This window comes from Cedecea neteri (genome assembly GCF_000758305.1).
Taxonomy (GTDB): Bacteria; Pseudomonadota; Gammaproteobacteria; order Enterobacterales; family Enterobacteriaceae; genus Cedecea; species Cedecea neteri_C.
The window spans coordinates 2,507,665-2,526,880 of sequence record NZ_CP009458.1 but is presented as its reverse complement, the minus strand read 5'-3'; the positions used below and the strand labels follow the sequence as shown (position 1 = coordinate 2,526,880).

General features: G+C 52.2%; 16 protein-coding genes. 8 read left to right on the top strand and 8 right to left on the bottom strand.

Annotation, left to right across the window (positions count from 1 at the left end):
• From LH23_RS11845 to LH23_RS23080, 3 genes are all read left to right on the top strand, one after another.
• Complete coding sequence (locus LH23_RS11845; protein WP_039291311.1) at window positions 1-921, top strand: LysR family transcriptional regulator; 921 nt, start codon at window positions 1-3, stop codon at window positions 919-921.
• Between the two features lie 253 nt (window positions 922-1,174).
• On the top strand, window positions 1,175-2,659 hold the full coding sequence (gene dgt, locus LH23_RS11840; protein ID WP_052050204.1) for a dGTPase: 1,485 nt from the start codon (window positions 1,175-1,177) through the stop codon (window positions 2,657-2,659).
• Complete coding sequence (locus LH23_RS23080; protein ID WP_052050201.1) at window positions 2,659-3,264, top strand: hypothetical protein; 606 nt, start codon at window positions 2,659-2,661, stop codon at window positions 3,262-3,264. The genes dgt and LH23_RS23080 overlap by 1 nt, the downstream gene beginning before the upstream one ends.
• A gap of 141 nt (window positions 3,265-3,405) precedes the next feature.
• Here LH23_RS23080 and LH23_RS11830 read toward each other — a convergent pair whose 3' ends face one another.
• The 7 genes from LH23_RS11830 to rhlE all read right to left on the bottom strand — a co-directional run bounded on the left by LH23_RS11830 (window position 3,406) and on the right by rhlE (window position 12,783).
• Window positions 3,406-4,800, bottom strand: coding sequence for a glycoside hydrolase family 1 protein (locus LH23_RS11830; RefSeq protein ID WP_039291310.1), 1,395 nt, complete (start codon window positions 4,798-4,800; stop codon window positions 3,406-3,408).
• Window positions 4,801-4,815: 15 nt separating this feature from the next.
• Window positions 4,816-6,663 carry a PTS beta-glucoside transporter subunit IIABC gene (gene bglF / locus LH23_RS11825; RefSeq protein WP_039291309.1) on the bottom strand — a complete coding sequence of 616 codons (1,848 nt, stop codon included), beginning with the start codon at window positions 6,661-6,663 and terminating at the stop codon, window positions 4,816-4,818.
• A gap of 136 nt (window positions 6,664-6,799) precedes the next feature.
• Window positions 6,800-7,639, bottom strand: coding sequence for a BglG family transcription antiterminator LicT (gene licT / locus LH23_RS11820; protein WP_039291308.1), 840 nt, complete (start codon window positions 7,637-7,639; stop codon window positions 6,800-6,802).
• A gap of 161 nt (window positions 7,640-7,800) precedes the next feature.
• Window positions 7,801-8,691, bottom strand: coding sequence for a 5'/3'-nucleotidase SurE (gene surE, locus LH23_RS11815; protein WP_039291307.1), 891 nt, complete (start codon window positions 8,689-8,691; stop codon window positions 7,801-7,803).
• 24 nt (window positions 8,692-8,715) lie between these two features.
• The gene (locus tag LH23_RS11810) at window positions 8,716-10,146 is read right to left on the bottom strand and encodes an OprD family outer membrane porin (RefSeq protein WP_231560114.1); all 1,431 of its coding nucleotides are present in this window, start codon (window positions 10,144-10,146) and stop codon (window positions 8,716-8,718) included.
• A 174-nt stretch (window positions 10,147-10,320) separates the two neighbouring features.
• A complete protein-coding gene (gene dusC / locus LH23_RS11805; protein ID WP_039291305.1) occupies window positions 10,321-11,256 on the bottom strand; it encodes a tRNA dihydrouridine(16) synthase DusC in 936 nt (311 codons plus the stop codon).
• Between the two features lie 129 nt (window positions 11,257-11,385).
• The gene (gene rhlE, locus LH23_RS11800) at window positions 11,386-12,783 is read right to left on the bottom strand and encodes an ATP-dependent RNA helicase RhlE (protein WP_039291304.1); all 1,398 of its coding nucleotides are present in this window, start codon (window positions 12,781-12,783) and stop codon (window positions 11,386-11,388) included.
• 256 nt (window positions 12,784-13,039) lie between these two features.
• Between rhlE and cecR the strand changes: the two genes are divergently transcribed.
• From cecR to LH23_RS11775, 5 genes are read left to right on the top strand one after another with little or no spacing between them, the layout of a single operon-like run.
• Window positions 13,040-13,735, top strand: coding sequence for a transcriptional regulator CecR (cecR, locus tag LH23_RS11795; protein WP_039291303.1), 696 nt, complete (start codon window positions 13,040-13,042; stop codon window positions 13,733-13,735).
• Window positions 13,725-14,732, top strand: a complete 1,008-nt coding sequence (hlyD, locus tag LH23_RS11790) for a secretion protein HlyD (protein WP_039291302.1) — start codon at window positions 13,725-13,727, stop codon at window positions 14,730-14,732. The genes cecR and hlyD overlap by 11 nt, the downstream gene beginning before the upstream one ends.
• Window positions 14,719-16,467, top strand: coding sequence for an ATP-binding cassette domain-containing protein (locus LH23_RS11785; RefSeq protein WP_039291300.1), 1,749 nt, complete (start codon window positions 14,719-14,721; stop codon window positions 16,465-16,467). Before hlyD ends, LH23_RS11785 begins: the two co-directional genes overlap by 14 nt.
• Entirely contained in the window at window positions 16,454-17,593 is a 1,140-nt protein-coding gene (locus LH23_RS11780; RefSeq protein ID WP_039291299.1) for an ABC transporter permease, read from the top strand. The genes LH23_RS11785 and LH23_RS11780 overlap by 14 nt, the downstream gene beginning before the upstream one ends.
• Before the next feature lie 10 nt (window positions 17,594-17,603).
• Window positions 17,604-18,710 carry an ABC transporter permease gene (locus tag LH23_RS11775; RefSeq protein WP_039291298.1) on the top strand — a complete coding sequence of 369 codons (1,107 nt, stop codon included), beginning with the start codon at window positions 17,604-17,606 and terminating at the stop codon, window positions 18,708-18,710.
• On the opposite strand, the gene LH23_RS11770 is transcribed toward LH23_RS11775, so the two are convergent.
• Window positions 18,672-19,079 carry a YbhQ family protein gene (locus LH23_RS11770; RefSeq protein ID WP_039291296.1) on the bottom strand — a complete coding sequence of 136 codons (408 nt, stop codon included), beginning with the start codon at window positions 19,077-19,079 and terminating at the stop codon, window positions 18,672-18,674. The genes LH23_RS11775 and LH23_RS11770 overlap by 39 nt on opposite strands.
• Window positions 19,080-19,216 lie beyond the last annotated feature (137 nt).

The window sequence follows — 19,216 nt, the reverse complement described above, 5'->3', positions numbered from 1 at the left end:
ATGACTATCAAAGAAAATGATTTCCGCAAAATCGATCTCAATCTGCTGATCGCTTTTGCCGTGCTGTTCCGCGAGCAAAGCGTCTCGCTGGCGGCCGACAAACTGCACCTCGGGCAGCCTGCGGTCAGCGGCGCGCTGGCAAGATTGCGGGATATGTTCGACGACCCGCTGTTTATTCGCAGCGGCCACCGCATGCAGCCCACCGCGCGCGCAAGTGAACTGCATACCGAGCTGATGCCTCTGCTGGAGCAGCTGCAAAGCGCGCTTTTCCAGCAGGCCGAGTTTTGCCCGGCCAGCGCCAAAGCGACCGTGACCATCGGCATGACCGATTGGGTGGAAATGTGGCTGATGCCAAAACTCATCCCCGCGCTGAAGCAGGACGCACCGGGGATGCGCATTAACGTTGTCGCCAGCGACCCGTTTACCGACGCCCAAAGGCTGGAAGGCGGCGAGCTGGATATGGCGATCAGCGTGGCGAACCAAAGCGCCCGCTGGCTGGAGCGTGAAGTGTTGACCAGCATGAATTTTGTGACGCTCTGGCACCCGCAGCACATTGAGGCCAGCGTCCCGCTGTCGCTGGAAGAGTATGCCGCCCACCAGCACGTGCTGGTCAGCTATCGCGAAGCCAACAGCAGCCAGATAGACACTCTCCTGGCGAAACTCGGGCAAACGCGCCACATTAGCTACACAACACCGCATTTTGCGGCACTACCGGGTCTGCTAATGCAGATGCCGACACTGGCTACCGTCCCGGCAGGACTGTCAGCCGGCTGGCAGAAAACCTGGGGTTTGACCGCAAGCCCGGTTCCGGTTGACGTTCCGCCGTTTGAGGTCGCTTTATTGTGGCATCAGCGCCATAACAGCGACGCCGCGCTGATGTGGCTGCGCGGGTTTATTCAGCGGCTGGTGAATGTGGTTTAACAGAGGGCAAACATGTTTTCCCTCCTAAGTAAGGCACTAAGTCGTTAGTGCTTGATTTCCGACCTCATATGTTTACTATGACATCGAGTTATTTGGTTACTATTGCAGTATCAACTTTACCGATATCCTTTTGCTCACTAGTATCTTTCTTATAATATAAGAAAATATTTATAAACTAATATAGAAAATAACTCCCATTTTATCAGGCGATTTTTATTTAAAAAATCAATAAGTTAATACTTAAGGAATGAAAATGAATTTACTTCGCAATATGATTAGTGCTGACAAAGTTGATATGCGTTCAAAGTATGATTTAGAAGATGCTTTTTTAAGTGACAAGGGTAGATTGATTTATTCCGCACCATTTCGAAGAATGCAACAAAAAGCACAAGTCTTTTCTTTAGAGAGTAACTCAGCTGTAAGGAGCCGTTTATCTCATTCATTAGAAGTAGCACATATTGGCGCCTACATTACGCATGCCATTACAAAAAAAATAAAATCATCCTCTCTCCAAGACAATGAGAATAATAAATTCTGGATAGACAATGAAAAATCAATTAATTCCATTGTTGAAACCACATGCTTAATGCATGATATTGGAAACCCACCATTTGGTCACTTTGGTGAGTCAACAATATCCGAGTGGTTTAACAACGACAAACGTATCCTAGATATTTTATTGAAAGCCGAAATAGTAGAAAATGAAACTAAAGAGCTGAGCAATAAAATAAAAGAAAAACTATGTTTGACCGATTTCACTGCTTTTGATGGAAATCCTCAAGCAATAAGAATTGCAACAAAACTTCAAGGCGAGGATGGTCTTACAGGCTTCAATTTCACCTATACCCAAATAGCAGCTTCCTTAGAATACACATACGGTGGATCTAATTACAAAAAAATAGATGACAACCATCTCTCATCAAAGATTGGATATTTTTCTACTGAAGTAGATATAATAGAAGATACTTGGAAATCTTTACATCTCCCAAATAATAGCCGACATCCGTTAACATTTATCATGGAAGCAGCTGATGACATATCCTATTGTACCAGTGACATTGATGATGGTATTGAGAAAGGTGTTGTAAAAGCAGATGAACTATATAATCATTTAATTAAAAACATTGAAATTGATTCATCAAACCCGAATTCAGAAATATTAAAGCTAATAGAAATCGCCAAAGGAAATCAGCAAAACAAAAAAATATCACAATTTACAGAATTCAAAACCACTCTATCTCGCTTATTAGTTGAAAAAGCTGCAAACATGTTTTTCGATGACTTAGAAAATATAATAAATTTAAAACGGAACTGTCCTTTATTAGTCGAAGAGGAAAGTAGCAAAGATGTTATTAAAGTTCTCTGCGAGCTGAAGAGTTTTACTCGAGAATTCATTTTCTCTGCTCCCGAAGTGGAAATGACCGAACTATCTGGCTACAGTATTATTACTGGAATACTTAATTGTTATGCTCCGATATTAGAAATAAAAAATTCAGATTTCCAATCCCTTATTCAGAAAAAGAAAAATAAATCATTAAGTAAAGTTGTATCACGTCTATACCGAACCCTACCTGACAAATATTTAAAAGCATATGAATCGGAGATAAAAAAGCACAAAGATGATAACTTTAAGGAATGGAATTTACGGGCCCACCTAGTAATTGACTTTATTTCTGGAATGACAGATCAGTTTGCGTTAGAATTGTATCAATCCCTTACCGGAATAAAGGTGAAATAATGGTGATGAACATTATAAAAACACCAATAAATGATATACTTGCTATTTCACGCATAGATCCACTTCTAAACAACCCTAACGATAGAGTGAGTTTCTTCTTAAGTAAATACACAGATACCCCTGGGAGCAATGGAAAGCGAATTGTAATAGAATTACCAAAAGAAAATCTTACGCCAATAACATTCGAGAGAATAATAAAAGAGCTAAGCCGTGATGAGGAGCTATCTATCCTATCTCTTATTAAAATAAATGATGTGGTTCACCATTTACCAATGATAGATTTTTTAGCAAAAAAAAGATCTACATCAAGTGTTGATGCCTTAAGAAAAACATCGGCTTACTGGAATATTGTATTCAATGTATTTAATAGCGGTAGATCTATACATGCCTACGGAACAAAAATACTCACTCAAAATCAATGGGTAAACTTCATGGGATACCTTCTTTTATTGAATGAAAAATCAAAGGAAAAAGTGATTGATGTCCGTTGGGTTGGCCATAGACTAATGGCTGGGTATTCTTCTTTAAGAATTACCAATAACACAGGAAAATTTAAATCCATACCAAGCTATATAGGAAGTTCTACAGGTGATATTTTAATCTAAAAATAAAACTATGTGATGTGTAGCTTTTAGCTTACACATCACATTTAAAAAAATAAGAACAATAAAAGTTGCTCATTAAATGAATTAACTTTCAGTACTATTTAAATCAAAATCTTCTCAAAAAATTCGTCCAGTGTTAGATTACTTCTTCAGGCAGCCGCCATTCGTAGCAATCACTTCTTTATACCAGTGGAAACTTTTCTTTCTTGAGCGCGCAAGCGTGCCGTTCCCCTGGTCATCGCGATCTACGTAGATAAACCCGTAGCGCTTCGACAGTTCGGCTTTTGACGCACTAACCAGATCGATTGGCCCCCAACTGGTGTAGCCCATGACGTCTACGCCGTCCTCAATCGCCTCGCCCACCTGCACCAGATGATCGTTCAGGTAGCTGATGCGGTAATCGTCGTTGATCGTGCCGTCAGCTTCAGGCTTATCTTTCGCTCCCAGGCCGTTTTCGACAATAAACAGCGGTTTCTGGTAGCGATCCCACAGCATATTGAGCAGGATGCGCATGCCGGTTGGGTCAATTTGCCAGCCCCACTCAGAACTTGGCAGATGCGGGTTTGGCACCATGCTGAGAATATTACTGCGCAGCTTCGCATTAAGCTGTTCATCTGCCGTCACGCAGCCGGTCATGTAATAGCTGAACGAGATAAAATCGACGGTATTTTTCAGGATTTCACGATCGTTCTCACTGATTTCAAGCTGAATGCCGTTGTCACGGAAATAACGCTGCATATAGCCAGGATAGCTGCCCCGGCACTGGACATCCCCGAAGAACAGCCAGCTTCGGTTTTCCTGCAGTGTTTCCAGCATGTCCTCAGGTTTACAGGTGAGCGGATACATCAGACCGCCCAGCAGCATATTGCCGATTTTCGCATCCGGAATGATTTCATGGCAGGCTTTGACCGCCAGGCTGCTGGCAACCAGTTGATGATGGATAGCCTGATAAATTTCGCCTTTTCCTGGCTCGCCCTCCAGCCCGACGCCCGTGAGCGGCGCATGAAGCGACATGTTGATTTCATTGAAGGTCAGCCACAGCTTCACTTTATGCTGATAGCGGGTGAAAACGCAGCGGGCGTAACGCTCAAAGCAATCAATGACTTTGCGGTTGCCCCAGCCGCCATATTGCTTGACCAGCCCCCACGGCATTTCGTAGTGAGACAGGGTCACCATCGGCTGAATGCCATGTTGCGCCAGCTCATCAAACAGTTTGTCGTAATACGCCAGCCCGGCTTCGTTTGGCTCGGACTCGTCGCCCTGCGGGAAAATGCGCGTCCAGGCGATGGAAATACGCAGGCAGCTAAACCCCATTTCGGCAAACAGCGCAATGTCCTGCGGATAGCGGTGATAAAAATCGATGGCGATATCTTTAATGCCGCTGTCTCCCGGCACACGCTCTTTTAAGGGGCCAAACACCCCCTGCTGCATGACGTCCGAGGTAGAAATACCCTTTCCACCTTCCTGCCACGCACCTTCAACCTGGTTTGCGGCGATAGCCCCGCCCCACAGAAATGTCTTCGGAAATGCTGTCATGTCACTCTCCTTTGCTTAGCGTTCTACCGTCAGGAACGGCATACCTGAATCAATGCTGGACTGAGTCGTTACGCGGGTCACGTCTCGATAATCCTCGCTATTGCTAACAATTATTGGCGTTGCGAGGTCGTACCCGGCTGCAAGAATGGCCTCGCGGTCAAACGTAATAAGCAGATCGCCGGGTTTAATTTTGTCTCCCGGCTGAACGTGGGCAGTGAAGTGCTGCCCCTCCAGTTTCACCGTGTCGATGCCAATATGGATTAAAACTTCAATGCCGCTGTCGCTCAGCAAGCCAATGGCGTGTCGGGTCTGAAATAGCGAGGCAACTTCGCCGTAAAACGGCGCGCGGACTTCGTTTGTCAGTGGAATAATGGCCGCGCCCTTCCCCAACAGCCCCTCTGCAAACGTAGCATCAGGGACCTGGTCCATCGCCAGTACCGTGCCGCTCATCGGTGCCAGAATGTCTTCATCTCCGGCAATGGCCGTGGGTGATGATGAGGATTTCGTGCTGCGCGGTAGACCAAAAGCCCAGGTCAGTGCGCAGGCCAGCAACAGTGATAACAGGGTACCGATGATGGCTCCCCAAACGGTGCTGTCCATGCCGCCAGGTGGAAGCATTTGCGCCAGACTGAAAATACTCGCCAGCCCGAAGGAATAAAGATGGCTTTGGCTAAAGCCGACAATGGCCCCGCCAATGCCCCCGGCGATGCAGCCAAAAATGAAGGGGCGACGGTTAGGCAGCGTCACGCCATACACCGCAGGTTCAGTGATACCGAATATCCCCGCGGTCACCGCTGAGCCCGACAGGACCTTAAGTTTTGCATCCCGCGTGGAGAGGAATACCCCCAGCGTGGCGCCAACCTGCCCCATCACCGCCGGAAGCAGGAGCGGCATCAGCGTGTCCTGCCCCAGTACGCTAAGGTTGTTGATCATGACAGGCACCAGGCCCCAGTGCAGGCCGAATATGACGCAGACTTGCCAGATAGCGCCCATAACGGTTCCCGCCAGCCACGGCGCAAAGGCATAAATGGCCTGATAGCCATGCGCCAGCATTTGGCTCAGCCAGGTCGCCGCCGGCCCAATAATCAGAAATGTCAGCGGCACTACGACGCCAAGGCAAACCAGAGGCGTGAAAAAGTTCTTCATGGCCGCAGGAAACAGCCCGTTACAGCGTTTTTCCAGCCAGCAACTCACCCAGGCGGCAAAGATGATCGGGATCACCGAGGAGCTGTAGTTGATAAAGGTGACGGGCAGACCAAGAAAGCGTTCAGACTGAGAGGCAGATTCGAAAGCCTGCATAATCAGCGGATGCGTAAGTGCTCCGCCAATGGCCATCGTCAAAAATGGACTGCCGCCAAACTTTTTCCCGGCCGTATAGCCCAACACCAACGGAAAGAAGTAAAACAGCGAATCGCTGGCGGCGAACCATATTTTATAGGTAGCAGACTCGGCATTTAGCCAGCCGCAAACAACGCTGAGTGCCAGCATCCCTTTCAGGATCCCCGAAGCAGCCATCACGCCCAGGAAAGGGGTGAAAATTGCCGAAACGATATCGATAAGCCGGTTCAATGGATTGCTTTTTTCGCCCCGGACATCTTTTGTTACGGCCTCTTCACTGATGCCTGCCGCAGCACAGACCGCCGTATAAACATCGTGAACGTGGTTGCCAATCACGACCTGGAATTGCCCCCCGCTCTCCACCACTGTGATAACACCGGGGTTGCTCTTCAGCGCCTGAGGCTCTGCGAGCGAGGGATCATTCAGTTTGAAACGCAGCCTGGTGGCGCAGTGCACCAGGCTGACGATGTTTTCCTTGCCACCGACATGTTTCAGGATAGCCTGCGCCAACCCTTGATAGTCCATAACCCTGTTCCTTTTACGTCCCGCCCGCGGGCGATGTCTGCTGAGTAAAGTTAAAAAAAAACCTGAGCCAGCCGCCCCGTAGGGAAGCTAACGCTCAGGTTTTGCCTGCCGAAGCAGTCACAATCCGTTTTGTTATTTAAGCCTTGTGGCTCTCTTTGCGCACTCGCTCAATATGGATAGCGAGGAACATAATTTCTTCGTTGGTCAGCTCGCGCTGGTAGCTTTTGGCAAGATGCCGCTGAAGCTTCTCCGCACAGCGCCACGCCAGCGGGTAGTTGTCTTTTACCGCCGCATGCAGGGTTGCATCATCATCCGCTACGGTGGTGCGGTTCAGCATTCTTTGAGCAAAAAACTTCAAATGCGTGACAAAGCGATGGTAGCTCAGGCTCTCGGTCTGATATTCGATTTGCAGCTGGTACTTCACGATATGCAGGATCTCCTGCATCACGCGGGTGATATCCATCACCTCCGGCATTTCGCCTTCAAGCTGGGCTGTCACCAGATGCAGTGCGATGAACCCCGCTTCATCTTCGGCAAGCAATACGCCGAGGCGCCGGTGAATAATACCAATTGCTTCCAGCCCCAGAGCGAACTCTTTGGGATATAACCGCTTGATTTCCCACAACAGCACGTTGCGTATTGCCATGCCTTTTTTCTGCCGCTCAATCGCGAAGTGGCAGTGATCCGTCAGGGAAATATAGAGGCTTTCCTGCAGTTTACCGAGTCGTTCGCGCGCCAGCTGAATAATACGGTCGCAGGACGTCATCACCTCCAGCGGGATCTGGTTCAGTAGCTCGCTTAATCTTGCTACCAGCTCATCGCTTTGTAGGGCAAACACTTTTTCTATTTTGCTACGGTCGAGGCTATCTCCCGTTTTTTTTTGAAAGCCCAGCCCCTTCCCCATCACCACCTGTTCGCGCCGGTGTTCATCGAGAATAACCACTACGTTGTTGTTCAGTATCTTGGCGATTTCCATGGTTACCCCAGAAACAAAAAAACCTGACCTCTGGCAGAGCCAGATGATCAGGTTTTGCCTGCTAAGCGCAGTAACAATCCAACATCTGCACTCTATCACGGAGGATATATCGCTCAAGCTTGCTGGGCGAAAACCGTGATAGCGATCGCGACATCGCCGGGCTATTTGGCCGCAGTTTCTGCCGCAAACAGTTTGCGGTACTGCTCATCAAACTGCGGCGCATTCCACTCTCCGTCAAAAACGGTCCAGGTGATGTAACCTCGATTCAGCCAGCCGGTATCGGTGTCGGTGTCCACCGGCGTCAGCACTTTATCACTCATGATTTGCTGTGCTTTGCCATCTGGCAGCAGTTTATAGTAGTGCTGCGGCACCGGGTTTTGCTCGTTCTCAACGAATTTCATGCCCTTAATAGCCTGCTTTTCTAACGGCGGATAGTTGATGCTCAACCCTGAACCAGCTGGTAATACTGGCTTACCCGGCTGCAAGCTTTTCGCCAGCGTATCCACCAGGCCTGCGACATAATCGACGGAGTCTGGCCAGTATTTATGGGTACTTGGCCACCCGGCCTTCATCTCCTGCTCGCTGAGAATGTAGCCAATACTGGCGGCAATGGACGGGTAACCGTAACGAACCGCGCGGGCCGCAGCGCCGATGGTGCCAGAATTCAACTGAGCAACACCCGTATTAGGGCCGTCGTTCACGCCTGATATCACCAGATCAGGAGGCGTATCTTTCATCACGCCCAGCACGCCGAAGTCAAGGGAGTCTGCGGGGGTGCCAGGGAAGCAGTAGCGCTTGTCGGCCACCTTTTTAACATCAAATATTTTATTTGGCTTGAAGGTAATGGCCGAACCAATACCGCTTTGGTTAGTGGCCGGAGCCACCATCCAGACGTCATAGCCTTTTGCCGTTAATTTATCCTGTAATGAGGTTGTTCCGACAGACTCGCAGCCATCATCATTGACGATCAAAATACGCATGGGACGCTCGGCGGCAAAAGCGGAGCCCGCAATGAGTGTGAGCACCAGTCCGGCGATGATATTCTTTTTCATGTTCACTCCTTATTTATGACGGAATTAAAATAAATTAAACCGATATTCAACGCGTACGCTTCCCCCCACGCCTTTCGCGCGACGGAAACTATGATTTTTTTCATCAAGAGAAGGCATTCTGGCAGGTGTTAACTTCCAGCTATAACTTGGGCCAAAGCCAGCAAAGACATTCAGGCCTTTAACCTGTGGGCTATGCCAGAGAAAATAGCCCCCGTACTCCCACTCTTTTAAATCCACGCCTTTATATTGCATGCCAAAACCGTAATTGCCGTATATGCCAACCAGTAATTCAGGCAAGATCTGATACTGGCTGTATAAATACAACATTTGTTCGCCGTCGTTGATGTAGTCATTACCTTCGCCATCGGCTTTGCTATTAAAGGCACCTCGTGTGTTTTTACCAAAGTGCCAATAAAAGTGGCCTAAACCGTTATCCAAAGGCGCCCGAGTGTGCGACCAGCCGAGGCCGGATTCCGCTCGCCCGTATTGATAGCCGACAAGGGCAAAAAGGTGCTGTGCTGTGCGGCTGAACCCTCGAGCCCCCTCCCAATCGCTGAGGCCACGGGCGTAGTAGTACGTGCCTCTTGCCAGGAGATTAAAATCTTTGCCAAGCGGCACCACGGTATTCGCTTCAAGCCCGTGGCGGAGAAGATAGCTATCACTCTCGGCGGCAATGTAGCTAATTTTACTGCCCTTTACCGGTGACCAGCTCAGTTCACTGGTCGCGATATAGTCAATCTGCTTATTTGTTTTTAAGGTTCGGAATCGGCGTTTTTCCGGTTCATCGCGCTCAGAAAAGCGGTTCACGACGGCGGCCTTTGCGCCAAAGTCATCCCACGCAAACTCGGCGCTAACGCCTTCCCAAGTGCTGGGGGCAGCTCGGCTGCGGGTAACGTTTAACGCGCCGAATTTATAGAGTTGACGCCAGCCGACCCAAAGATTGAGATGCCGCCCGGCATCCCCCCATCGTGCTTTGGCGTACAGTTGCCCTAGTTTATTGAAGCCCTGTGCTTTGCCGTTTTTGTCCCTCAATAAGTCCCTGCCGTAGAAGGCATCGTTAGCGTACAGCTTCGCTACGCCATACCACGAGGCATCAACCCCCACGAGATCCCACAGCCAGCCGCTTTGCCAGTCCAGATGCAACGCCTGAGCCCAGGCATTTTGATCACCAATGCCCTGATCCGCCATTGCGTCGGTGGTATTCAGCATCCAGACATTTTTTAAGGTGGCATCGAGATGGCTGTCTGTTAGCAGGCCGCCATCAGAGTGAGAATAGCTGGCCAAAGCTTCGGGCATACCTCCCAGAGCAAATAGCAGCATCATGCCACCGGTTATTTTCGTGCGTGAGTACATGATAAACGTCCCTTGTTTTAATAAAAAAAGCAAAAAAAAACCTAAATTCATTTCCCGGAAACCGGAGAATGAATTTAGGTTTTGCCTGTTAGACAGTAACAATCCTTTGGAATAATTTACGCAGCTATGATGTCATCATGCTGAAACCAGCTCCAGCACAAAATAAAAGAAAGATAAAAATTTGTGAACCGCATTCAGGAAAGAATGAAAGAAAAGAAATTCTTTAACGGAAAATGCCCGTTAATTAAAAGTTTAATTAACGGGTTTTAAGAAAAACTATTTTAACGCGCCAATAACATTAGCAATTTCACTGGACGTTTTTAATGTACGAATAACGGTAAACAGTTCCGTTGCTTCAACGTATTCTTTACGCAAATAACCAAGCCACTGTTTAATCCTTGCCACGTGATACAGCCCGGTATCACCCTGTTTTTCGAGACGGCTGTATTTTTGCAACAGCGTAACGACATCAGCCCACGGCATCCTCGCTTCATTGTATTTGATGACCCGGCTCAGGTTCGGCACATTCAGCGCCCCACGCCCAATCATCACCGAATCACATCCCGTAGTGGCCAGGCAATCCTGCGCGCTTTGCCAGTCCCAGATTTCGCCGTTAGCGATGACCGGGATCGACAGCCGCTGGCGAATTTCCCCGATAGCGCCCCAGTTGATCAGTTCGGCTTTATAGCCATCTTCTTTAGTGCGTCCGTGAACCACCAGCTCTGTCGCCCCCGCCTGCTGCACGGCATCAGCAATTTCAAACTGACGTGCGCCACTGTCCCAGCCAAGGCGAATCTTCACCGTGACAGGCAAATGCGCTGGCACAGCCTCACGCATGGCTTTCGCGCCGCGGTAAATGAGTTCAGGATCTTTGAGCAAAGTCGCACCGCCGCCGCTGCCGTTGACCAGCTTTGACGGGCAGCCGCAGTTTAAGTCCACGCCCCAGGAACCGAGTTCGACCGCGCGAGCTGCGTTCTCAGCCAGCCACTGCGGGTATTGCCCAAGAAGCTGGACGCGAACCAGCGTACCGGATGGCGTGCGGCTGGCATGATCGAGTTCGGGGCAAAGTTTGAGGAAAGATTTAACCGGCAACAGCTGATCGACCACGCGAAGAAATTCGGTGATACAGAGATCGTAGTCGTTAACCTCGGTAAGAAGTTCGCGGACTAAAGAGTCGAGAACCCCTTCCATCGGGGCAAGAAGAACACGCATGACGCATCCGATAATATGTATGGTGTTATCCCCTCACCCCGACCCTCTCCCAAGAAGGGAGAGGGGAACACAGAGCGTCTTTAATCCCCTCTCCCTGAAAGGGAGGGGGTTAGGGTGAGGGTATGAAACTTACTGCGCAGCCGCTGGTTTACGCGGTGGACGACGACGACGGGCATTATCCCCAGCCGGCTTCGCGGCACCTTCGCCCTGCGGTTTACCGCTGCGGCGCGGGCCATTGTTACGCTCACCGGAAGCATTTGCGTTCCCGCCGTTGCCACCGCGACGCTGGCCCTGCCCCTGGCTTTGACCGCCGCGACCACCCTGACCGCCACGACCACCACCGCCACGCTGTTGACGACCGTTGACGATTGGCTCAGCCGGAATCGAAGGATCAACATCAAAACCTGGCAGAGCGATACGTGGGATCTCGCGCTTCAGCAGACGCTCGATGTCACGCAGCAGTTTATGTTCATCCACGCACACCAGAGAAAGTGCTTCGCCGGTGGCTGCTGCACGACCGGTACGGCCAATACGGTGCACGTAGTCTTCTGGCACGTTCGGCAACTCATAGTTAACGACGTGCGGCAGTTCTTCAATATCCAGGCCACGAGCCGCGATATCGGTCGCCACCAGCACACGGATGCCGCCGCTTTTGAAGTCAGCCAGCGCGCGTGTACGAGCCCCCTGGCTCTTGTTGCCGTGGATTGCCGCCGCGGTGATACCGTCTTTTTGCAGTTGCTCTGCCAGATGGTTAGCGCCGTGTTTGGTGCGGGTGAACACCAGCACCTGCTGCCAGTTGCCTTCACCAATCATTTGCGACAGCAGTTCCCGCTTGCGCTTTTTGTCCACGAAGTGAACGTGCTGCGTGACCTGCTCAGACGCCGTGTTGCGACGAGCCACTTCCACTTCTTCCGGGTTGTGCAGCAGCTTCTCAGCCAGCGCTTTAATGTCGTCGGAGAAGGTCGCGGAGAACAGCAGGTTCTGGCGGCGCGGAGGCAGTTTAGCTAGCACGCGGCGAATGTCATGAATGAAGCCCATGTCCAGCATACGGTCGGCTTCGTCCAGCACCAGGATCTCGATTTGATCGAGTTTCACGGCATTCTGATGTTCAAGATCCAGCAGACGGCCTGGCGTTGCCACCAGCACATCCACGCCGCCGCGCAGCTTCATCATCTGCGGATTAATGCTCACGCCGCCGAAGACAACCAGCGAGCGGATATTTAAATATTTGCTGTAATCGCGGACGTTCTCACCAATCTGCGCCGCCAGTTCACGGGTTGGGGTGAGGATCAGCGCGCGCACCGGGCGACGGCCCTTCTGGTGAGGGGCGCTGTCGGTCAGACGCTGTAACAGCGGCAGGGTAAAGCCTGCGGTTTTGCCGGTACCGGTTTGGGCACTGGCCATCAGGTCACGGCCTGATAAGACTACCGGAATTGCCTGGCGCTGGATTGGGGTAGGCTCACGATAGCCCTGCTCTTCCACCGCACGCAAAATATCGGCATTCAGGCCGAGAGAATCAAAAGACATAGGAACTCCAGAACCGCCCTGACCGCAGAATTGTGCGGTGTAGTTTCCAGGGGGAACATCACGCGCCAGCGCTAAGCTGGCGAAGAGAGGAGGCGCAAACCACGGCGCCGTTCGCGTGCAGTGTAGCAGTTTTTGTGATCTTCCGCATAAATTCTCACTTTCCGCCTCATCAGCAGAATAAAGCCTTGTGCTGGACAGGGTTGATAACTTTGCTTACTCTTAATCAATCGATTGATTAACATTTTAAGAGGTCGGTATGGCACCTTCGCCGACGCCCGTCACCAGCCGCGGAGAGCAGGCTAAAAACACGCTAATCACCGCCGCCATCGCGCAATTCGCAGAATATGGCATGCATGCCACGACGCGAGATATCGCCGCTCAAGCCGGGCAAAATATTGCCGCGATCACCTACTATTTTGGCTCCAAAGAAGCGCTGTATATGGCTTCCGCCCAGTGGATTGCCGACTTCATTAGCGGTAACTTTCACGAGCATGTTGCCCGCGCAGAAGCCCTGCTGTGCCAGCCCGAACCGGACAAAGAGAAAATACGGCATCTTATTCATACCGCGCTCGGGCAAATGATCGCCCTACTGACCGCCGACGACACGCTCAACCTGAGCAAATTTATCTCCCGCGAACAGCTTTCCCCGACCGCCGCTTATCAGCTTATTCACCAGCAGGTTATCGACCCGATGCACACCCTGCTCACCACGCTGGTGGCGCATTACACCGGGCGAGATCCCTTTGATACCGACACTATTTTGCATACCCACACGCTGCTCGGCCAGGTACTGGCCTTCCGGCTTGGACGAGAAACGATTCTGTTGCGCACCGGCTGGCCTCAGTTTGACCAGGCCAAGGTGCAACAAATAAGCCGCGTGGTGCTGAGCCACGTTGATTTCATCCTGCAGGGATTATCTTTAAACAGAGGAAACGCTAGTGATGAACAATAAGAAGCCGGTGATTGCCGTGATTGTGATTGTAGCGCTCGTGGCTGCGGCATTTGGCGGCTGGAAATGGTATCAGAGCCGGCAAAACAGCGAGCTAACGCTCTACGGCAACGTAGATATCCGCACCGTTAATTTGAGTTTCCGCGTGGGGGGAAGACTCGCGGCGCTTGAAGTTGATGAAGGTGATGCGATCAAAACCGGTGAACCGCTGGGACTGATAGATAAAGCGCCCTATGAAAACGCGTTGCGCCAGGCTGAAGCCAACGTTGCGGCCGCCCAGGCCAAATACGATTTGATTATTGCAGGCTACCGCGATGAAGAAATAGCCCAGGCGGCGGCACAGGTAAACCAGGCGCAGGCAGCCTATGATTACGCGCAAAACTTCTACCAGCGCCAACAAGGTCTGTGGGCAACCAAAACCATCTCAGCGAATGATTTAGCCAACGCCCGCTCATCCAGCGACCAGGCAAAAGCCACGCTGAAAGCCGCCCAGGATAAACTCAGCCAGTACCGCAGCGGCAACCGCCCTCAGGAAATCGCTCAGGCGCAGGCCAGCCTTCAGCAAGCCAAAGCGCAGCTGGCTCAGTCGCAGCTAGATCTGCAGGATACCACGCTGATTGCGCCTTCTGACGGTACGCTGCTGACCCGTGCGGTTGAGCCAGGCAGCATGCTAAACGCGGGCAGCACGGTTCTCACCCTGTCGCTCACTCGCCCGGTGTGGGTTCGCGCCTATATCGACGAAACCAACCTCGGGCAGGCCAAACCCGGCAGCGAGCTGCTGATTTATACCGATGGCCGCCCGGACAAGCCTTACCATGGCAAAGTGGGATTTGTATCTCCGACGGCCGAGTTCACCCCGAAAACCGTTGAAACCCCGGATTTGCGCACGGATTTAGTCTACCGCTTGCGCATTATCGTGACCGATGCAGATGACGCGCTACGTCAGGGCATGCCCGTTACGGTGAAATTCAACGGTGGAACTCAGCATGAGCAGCAATGACGCGGTCATTCGCCTGCAGGGGCTGGTGAAGCGTTTTCCTGGCCTTGAAAAACCGGCCGTCGCCAGCCTGGATTGCGAAATTCATGCGGGGGCTGTAACCGGCCTGGTCGGCCCGGACGGCGCGGGGAAAACCACGTTAATGAGGATGCTGGCAGGGCTACTGCAACCGAGCGAAGGCAGTGCCTCAGTGATCGGCCTGGACCCGATTAAAGACGACCGCGCTTTGCACGCAGAACTGGGCTACATGCCGCAGAAATTTGGCCTGTACGAAGATTTAACGGTAATGGAAAACCTGACGCTCTATGCCGACCTGCGCGGCGTGACCGGGGAGCAGCGTAAAAGCACCTTTGCCCGGCTGCTGGAATTCACCTCTCTCGGGCCGTTTACCGAACGGCTGGCGGGCAAACTCTCAGGTGGGATGAAGCAAAAACTTGGCCTCGCCTGCACGCTCGTCGGCCAGCCAAAAGTCCTTTTGCTGGATGAACCTGGCGTAGGCGTTGACCCCATATCCCGGCGTGAACTGTGGCAAATGGTGCACGAGCTGGCGGGCGAAGGCATGCTGATCCTCTGGAGCACATCGTATCTCGATGAGGCCGAGCAGTGCCGGGAAATTCTGCTGATGAACGAAGGCGAGCTGCTCTATCACGGCGCGCCGAAAGCGCTGACGCAGAAGATGGCCGGACGTTCACTGCTGGTCAGCCACGAGCAAGAGAATAATCGCCAGCTACTTCAGCGCGCGCTGAAGCTGCCGCAGGTCAGCGACGGCGTGATTCAAGGCCGCTCGGTGCGGCTGATCCTTGCCAAAGAGGCGAAAGTGAACGAGCTGGCAAATGCTCTGAACGTGCCCGAATCCAGCCTAAAAGAAACCGACCCGCGCTTTGAAGACGCGTTTATTGATTTACTGGGTGGCGCCGCCGCGAACGAATCTCCGCTGGGCGATATTCTTCATACCGTTGACGGCGAGTCCGGCGAGACGGTGATTCAGGCCGAAGAGTTAACCAAAAAGTTCGGCGACTTTGCCGCCACCGACCACGTTAACTTTGCCGTTAAACGCGGTGAAATCTTCGGACTGCTTGGCCCCAACGGCGCCGGCAAGTCCACCACCTTCAAGATGATGTGCGGTTTGTTAGTCCCCACTTCGGGCAAAGCGCTGGTGCTGGATATGGATTTGAAAACCAGCTCCGGCAAAGCACGCCAGCACCTGGGCTACATGGCGCAAAAATTCTCCCTCTACGGCAACCTAACGGTGGCACAAAACCTCCGTTTCTTCTCCGGCGTTTATGGCCTTCGTGGCCGAGCCCAGCAGGACAAAATTGCCCGCATGAGCGAGGCGTTTGCGCTGCAGCCTATCGCCAATAGCACGACAGATTCTCTGCCGCTGGGCTTTAAGCAGCGGCTGGCGCTTGCCTGCTCGTTGATGCACGAACCGGATATTCTGTTTCTCGACGAACCGACATCCGGCGTGGATCCCATTACCCGCCGCGAGTTCTGGCTGCATATCAACAGCATGGTAGAGAAAGGCGTGACGGTGATGGTGACCACTCACTTTATGGATGAGGCCGAATACTGCGACCGCATCGGGCTGGTATACCGGGGCAAGCTGATTGCCAGCGGCACGCCGGACGACCTGAAGCAGCAGATAGCGGATGACGACACGCCCGACCCCACCATGGAGCAGGCGTTTATCGGGCTGATTCACGAATGGGATAAGGAGCACAGCGATGAGCGAACATAGCCAAAGGATATCATGGCGCCGCGTCCGCGCCCTGTGCGTGAAAGAAACCCGGCAAATTGTACGCGACCCCAGCAGTTGGTTAATCGCCGTGGTTATCCCACTTCTGCTGCTGTTTATCTTCGGCTACGGCATTAACCTGGACTCCAGCCGCCTTCACGTCGGCGTGCTGATTGAGCAGCAAAGCGAGGATGCGCTGGACTTCACCCACGCCATCAGCGCCTCGCCGTTTATTGAACCCACCATCAGCGATAACCGCGAGCAGCTGATTCAACTGATGCAGGCCGGGAAAATTCGCGGCATGGTGACTATTCCTCCTGACTTTGCCCAGAACATGGCCCGCCCCGGTGCCACGGCCCCGATTCAGGTGATCACCGACGGCAGCGAGCCCAATACGGCTAACTTTGTTCAGGGCTATATGCAGGGGATCTGGCAGCTTTGGCAACAGCAGCGGGCGGAAGATCGCGGGGAGCATTTTGAGCCCCTAATCGACGTGCAGCTGCGCTATTGGTTTAACCCCGCGGCCATCAGCCAGCACTTTATTATTCCCGGCGCGGTGACCATCATCATGACGGTCATTGGCGCGATCCTGACCTCTCTGGTCGTGGCCAGGGAATGGGAGCGCGGCACTATGGAGGCCCTGCTTTCCACGCAGGTGACGAAGACCGAACTGCTGCTCTGCAAGCTGGTGCCCTATTATGTGCTGGGGATGTTAGCCATGCTGCTTTGTATGCTGGTGACGGTGTTTATTCTCGGCGTACCGTGGCGCGGCTCGCTGGTGCTGCTGTTTCTGATCACCAGCCTGTTTTTACTCAGCACGCTGGGCATGGGGCTGCTGATCTCCACCATTACACGTAACCAGTTCAACGCCGCGCAGGTCGCGCTGAACGCCGCATTTTTACCGTCCATCATGCTGTCGGGCTTTATTTTCCAGATAGACAGCATGCCAGCGATTATCCGGGCGGTGACTTACGTCATCCCGGCGCGCTACTTCGTCAGCACCCTGCAAAGCCTGTTCCTGGCGGGGAACATCACCTCGGTGTTGATCGTCAACACGCTGTTTTTGATTGCCTCGGCGGTGATGTTTATCGGCCTGACGGCGCTGAAAACCAAACGTCGGCTCGATTAAGGGAGAAAGCATGTTTTATCGTTTATGGACGTTGATTCGCAAAGAGCTGCAGTCGCTGCTGCGCGAGCCGCAGACCCGCGCCATCCTGATTTTGCCGGTGCTGCTGCAGGTGCTTTTGTTCCCGTTTGCCGCCACGCTCGAGGTCACCAATGCCACCATCGCTATCTATAACGAAGACAACGGCAGCCACTCGATTGAGCTAACCCAGCGCTTTGCCCGTGCCAGCGCCTTCAGCCACGTGCTGCTACTGAAAAGCCCGCAGGAGGTACAGCCGACAATAGACAACCAAAAAGCGCTGCTGCTGATTCGCTTCCCGGCGAATTTCTCGCGTGATATTGCCAGTCAGAATCCGGCGAAACTGCAAATTCTGCTCGACGGGCGTAACTCAAACAGCGCGCAGATTGCGGCGAATTACCTCCAGCAAATCGTCAATAACTATCAGCAAGAGCTGATGACCGGCCAGCCCAAACCCAACAACAGCGAGCTGACTATTCGCAACTGGTATAACCCCAACCTCGATTACAAATGGTTTGTGGTTCCGTCGCTGATTGCGATGATTACCACCATCGGCGTGATGATTGTGACTTCCCTTTCGGTTGCCCGCGAACGCGAGCAAGGCACGCTCGATCAGCTGTTGGTTTCGCCCCTGGCCACCTGGCAAATTTTTATTGGCAAAGCGGTTCCCGCGCAGATTGTCGCGCTGGTGCAGGCCACCATTGTGCTGGCGGTTGGTATCTGGGGGTATCACATCCCCTTCTCCGGCTCGCTGCTGCTGTTCTACTTCACGATGATTATCTACGGACTGTCGTTGGTGGGGTTCGGGCTGCTGATTTCCGCCCTTTGCTCAACCCAGCAGCAGGCGTTTATTGGCGTATTTGTCTTTATGATGCCGGCGATCCTGCTCTCTGGCTATGTCTCGCCGGTAGAAAACATGCCGGTGTGGCTGCAGGATTTAACGTGGATAAACCCGATTCGCCATTTTACCGACATTACGAAACAGATTTACCTGAAGGATGCGAGCTTTGGGATTGTCTGGCAGAGTTTGTGGCCGCTGCTGGTAATTGCGGCCACAACGGGTTCAGCGGCGTACTGGATGTTTAGGCGTAAGATTGCGTGATTTGTCTTTCGCGAGCAGAGAGAAGATAGCTGGCCCGGCGAGCATTGCCAGGCCGGCGAGCGCCAGAATCAGGTGACTCTGCACCACGCGCGACAGCAACCACAGCGCAATCATAGCGTTACCGAAATACCAGGTAGTGGTGAGCTCTTCAAGGAAGTCACCGATATCACGCAGCAGGCCAGTGTGAAAACGCTGGAAGATAAACATCATCACCACGGTAGCGACATAAAGCAGGCACAGCCCTACGCCCACGGGGATCAGGGTCGCGGTTTTCCAGCCAACGAGCAGCGCAGCGACCACCGCAAGATGCAGCATAATCTGCCAGCAACCCAGTCCGGTTCTCACTCTTACACGTTGTTGCCACTTCATGTTTTATCTCCTGGAGTATTTCTTCCTGTTAATCAGAGTACGCAAGTGTACGGAAATTTCCTCAATACGCCCCCTTTTTGTGACAGATATTGCAATATATTTCCGTTCAGGCAGGTAAAAGTCGCGCGAGGAAAAGC

Coding starts and splice junctions, on each gene's coding strand:
- LH23_RS11845 (WP_039291311.1), top strand. CDS start 1: ATGACTATCAAAGAAAATGATTTCCGCAAAATCGATCTCAATCTGCTG.
- dgt (WP_052050204.1), top strand. CDS start 1,175: ATGAATTTACTTCGCAATATGATTAGTGCTGACAAAGTTGATATGCGT.
- LH23_RS23080 (WP_052050201.1), top strand. CDS start 2,659: ATGGTGATGAACATTATAAAAACACCAATAAATGATATACTTGCTATT.
- LH23_RS11830 (WP_039291310.1), bottom strand. CDS start 4,800: ATGACAGCATTTCCGAAGACATTTCTGTGGGGCGGGGCTATCGCCGCA.
- bglF (WP_039291309.1), bottom strand. CDS start 6,663: ATGGACTATCAAGGGTTGGCGCAGGCTATCCTGAAACATGTCGGTGGC.
- licT (WP_039291308.1), bottom strand. CDS start 7,639: ATGGAAATCGCCAAGATACTGAACAACAACGTAGTGGTTATTCTCGAT.
- surE (WP_039291307.1), bottom strand. CDS start 8,691: ATGAAAAAGAATATCATCGCCGGACTGGTGCTCACACTCATTGCGGGC.
- dusC (WP_039291305.1), bottom strand. CDS start 11,256: ATGCGTGTTCTTCTTGCCCCGATGGAAGGGGTTCTCGACTCTTTAGTC.
- rhlE (WP_039291304.1), bottom strand. CDS start 12,783: ATGTCTTTTGATTCTCTCGGCCTGAATGCCGATATTTTGCGTGCGGTG.
- cecR (WP_039291303.1), top strand. CDS start 13,040: ATGGCACCTTCGCCGACGCCCGTCACCAGCCGCGGAGAGCAGGCTAAA.
- hlyD (WP_039291302.1), top strand. CDS start 13,725: ATGAACAATAAGAAGCCGGTGATTGCCGTGATTGTGATTGTAGCGCTC.
- LH23_RS11785 (WP_039291300.1), top strand. CDS start 14,719: ATGAGCAGCAATGACGCGGTCATTCGCCTGCAGGGGCTGGTGAAGCGT.
- LH23_RS11780 (WP_039291299.1), top strand. CDS start 16,454: ATGAGCGAACATAGCCAAAGGATATCATGGCGCCGCGTCCGCGCCCTG.
- LH23_RS11775 (WP_039291298.1), top strand. CDS start 17,604: ATGTTTTATCGTTTATGGACGTTGATTCGCAAAGAGCTGCAGTCGCTG.
- LH23_RS11770 (WP_039291296.1), bottom strand. CDS start 19,079: ATGAAGTGGCAACAACGTGTAAGAGTGAGAACCGGACTGGGTTGCTGG.